This window comes from Streptomyces durbertensis, assembly GCF_014156695.1.
In the GTDB taxonomy this organism is placed as follows: domain Bacteria; phylum Actinomycetota; class Actinomycetes; order Streptomycetales; family Streptomycetaceae; genus Streptomyces; species Streptomyces durbertensis.
The window spans coordinates 1-3,452 of record NZ_WMLF01000514.1 but is presented as its reverse complement, the minus strand read 5'-3'; the positions used below and the strand labels follow the sequence as shown (position 1 = coordinate 3,452).

The 3,452-nt window shown below is 68.6% G+C and carries 2 protein-coding genes; both read left to right on the top strand.

Translation table 11 applies throughout. The features are described 5' to 3' along the window. Nucleotides 1-1,219, top strand: a 1,219-nt coding sequence (pglX, locus tag GL263_RS23580) for a BREX-2 system adenine-specific DNA-methyltransferase PglX (protein WP_182857760.1), incomplete at its 5' end; no start/stop codon positions are given. 5 nt (nt 1,220-1,224) lie between these two features. Next, on the top strand, nt 1,225-3,452 hold a 2,228-nt coding region (locus GL263_RS23575; protein ID WP_228456777.1), incomplete at its 3' end, for a DUF6079 family protein.

Genomic DNA, 3,452 nt, shown 5'->3' with positions numbered 1-3,452 from the left:
CCGCGAAGCCCGCTCCCGCTACACCCACCTCCGCGCCCGCATGATCGCCCTCCAAGAAGAACTGGACTGGCAGGTCTACGCCCTCTACGGCCTCCTTGACGACGACCTCCGCCCCGCCCCCCGCGACGGCGACGAGTTCGCTGACGTCCCCGAACTCGCCCTCGGCCAGCGCGCCTTCGAGATCGTGCTGGCCCGCCGCGTCAAGGCCGGCGAGGCGTCCGACGAGTGGTTCAGGCGTCACGGCTCCACGCCCATCACGGAGATCCCGGCCGAGTGGCCCGCCGCCTACCGGGAGATCGTCCAGAAGCGCATCGACGCGATCGAGTCGAACCGCCAGATCGGCATGGTGGAGCGGCCCGAGTACAAGCGGCGCTGGGCCACCGAGGGCTGGGACGCGCTTCAGGAGAAGGCGCTGCGCTCCTGGTTGCTCAACCGCATGGAGGACCGCGCCCTCTGGTTCGACGTGGAGGGCAGCCCGCTGATCCGCACCCTCAACCAGCTGGTCCACGACCTCGAACAGGACGAGGACTTCGTCGCGGTCGCCGAGCTCTTCGCGCCGGCACAGGAATTCGCGAAGACCGTCGCCGCCCTCCTCTCCACCGAGCACGTACCGGCCGTCGCCGCCCTCCGTTACAAGCCCGCCGGCCTGGACAAGCGCAGCGACTGGGAGCGGGCCTGGGAGGAGCAGCGCAAGGAGGATGCCGAGCAGGACTTCATCGCCAAGAAGAAGATCCGCGACGCGATCCCGGTGCCACGGCCCTACACCAGCGCGGACTTCCTCCGAAGCTCCTACTGGGGCCTGCGCGGCAAGCTGGACGTACCGAAGGAGCGCTTCATCTCCTACGGCACGGAGAACGTCCAGTCTCCGCCTCTCTACGGCTGGGCCGGCTGGGACCACCTCCAGCAGGCCGAGGCACTGATCGGCCACCTCCACGCCCATGGGCATGAGCTGTCCGACGAGGAGTGGCCGCCGCTGCTCGCCGCCCTCCTCGAACTGCAGCTGTGGCTGGACCAGTGGCACGGCGAGATCGACCCTGCGTACGGCACCTCGCCCGCCGCCGACGCCCTGGGACAGCGACGCTCCCTCCAGAGTGACCATCACCTCACCGACGAGGACCTGAAGGCCTGGCGTCCGTCCCCCGCCCGTCGTGGACGCGGGGCGAGCGCGAAGACGGCCAAGAGCTCCAAGAGCACGACGAAGACCACGAAGGAGTCCTGACACCGATGGCCGCCCCTGCACGACAGAGCATGGCACCGTTGCTCAAGGACCTGATGGACCTGCCGGTGTCCGTCTCCACGTCTTCCTACGTGCTCAAACTGTCGGAGGCGGTCACCGAGGAGGGGGCCCGGAAGGCCTTGGACGACTACGTCGTCACCGGGGAGCTGCTGCGGAACTTCCGCGACGCCCTCAACATGATCTCGACCGCGCTGGAGACGCAGAGCTCCAAGGCGGCGTATCTGCACGGCTCGTTCGGTGCCGGTAAGTCGCACTTCATGGCCGTACTGCATGCGCTGCTGTCCAACAGCGAGGCGGCCCGGGCCCGGCAGGAGTTCGACCCGCTGTACCAGGAGTTCGACTGGCTGCGGACGGGCGGCAAGAACTTCCTGCTCGTCCCGTACCACATGCTGAACGCCGAGAGCCTGGAACACCGGGTGCTGGGCGGCTACGTCGAGTGGGTGGCCAAGGTCCGGCCCGGCTCCTCCACCCCCCGCGTCTACCGCACCGACGCCCTCTTCGACCAACTTCGTGATCTGAAGCGGGACTTCGGGGACGAGCAGTTCCTCGCCCAGCTCAACGCGGGTGCTTCGGGGGAGGTCGACGAGTGGGGCAACCCCGCCGCGTTCTGGACCGCCGAGCGGCTCGAAACCGCGCTGAACGCGGCCGAGGTCCACGACAAGAACGTACGACTCGACGTGCAGAACCCCACCACCCCGGCGGAGCTGCGCGCGCGTCTCACCGAGGACGCGTTGCAGACCGTGGCCCGCGGGTACGCCAGGATCGCGGCGCAGGCGGACGGGTTCATCCCGCTCGACGAGGGCCTGTCGGTGATCGCCGAGCACGCCAAGTCCCTCGGCTACGACGGGCTGGTGCTCTTCCTCGACGAGCTGATGCTGTGGCTCACGATGATGATGCAGGAGGAGAAGCAGGTCCTGCGCGAGTCCGCGAAGTTCACCAACTTCGTGGAGGGCGGCGACAGCCGGCGCGTCATCCCGATCATCTCCTTCATCGCCCGCCAGCGCGACCTGCGGGAGATCACCGGTGAGGAGATGCACGGCACCGGTGAGGCGGCCATGCAGCAGAACCTCAACTACGCCTCCGGCCGCTTCGACTCCATCAAACTGGAGGACCGCAACCTGCCGGAGATCGCCCACGAGCGGCTGCTCAGGCCGCGCTCGGACGAGGCCCGGCAGGAGATCCAGGCCGGGCTCGACCGGCTGCTGGCCGCCAACCCCGGTGCGGTGCGCGACACCTGGCTCGGTGACGACAAGGCCCTGGTGGGTGCGGGCGAGGAGCCGCTGCGCAAGGCGTACCCGTTCACGCCCGCGTTCATGGACGCGCTGGTCAAGATCTCCTCGGCGCTGCAGCGCAACCGTACCGGTATGAAGCTGATGGGCGAGATCCTCGCCGACCAGCGCAACCGGCTGCGCCTGGGCGACCTGGTGTGCCTGGGTGACCTCTACCCCTACCTGGGCAAGGGCGGCAACAAGCCCTTCCAGGACGCGACCCGAGTGGTGTTCGAGTCGGCCGAGCGGCTCTACAACACCAAACTCCGGCCGTACCTGATGACCACCCATGACGTCAGCGAGGAGGAGATCGACGCCTACGCGCGCGACCCCGACTCCGTGCCTGTCGAGAGGCGGCCGTCGCTGGAGGCGTTCACCGGTGACGACCGGATCATGCGCACCCTCCTGCTGTCCGCGCTGGCTCCCGGGGCGGTGTCCTTGCAGAACCTCACCGTGGAGCGGCTCCTCGCCCTGAACCACGGCTCGATCAAGAGCCGGTTCAAGGGGGGCGCGGTCCAGGCCCTGGACGGCAAGCTTCAGCAGTGGGCGGGCAAGTTCGCCGAGATCAAGGTCAGCGGTTCCGGAGCCCAGGCGTCCGTGCTGCTCGAACTGACCGACATCGACCTCGACTCGATCCTCGCCAACGCCAACACCTACACCCAGACCCGCTTCCAGCGTGACCTCGCCGAACGGATCCTCCGCCGGCTGCTCGGCACCACCCCGCGCACGGGCTACGACGAACTCGCCCTCGTGTGGAAGGGATCGCCCCGCACGCTCGAGGTGAACTTCGCGAACGTCCGCGACAAGGACCGGGTCGGCGACGAGCAGCTCAAGCCCGCCACCGACGGGCTTTGGCGGATCGTCGTCGACTACCCGTTCGACGACGGCAACTACGGGCCGCGCGAGGACGCCATGCGAATCGAGGGCCTGCGGGCGCAGGCCGGCCC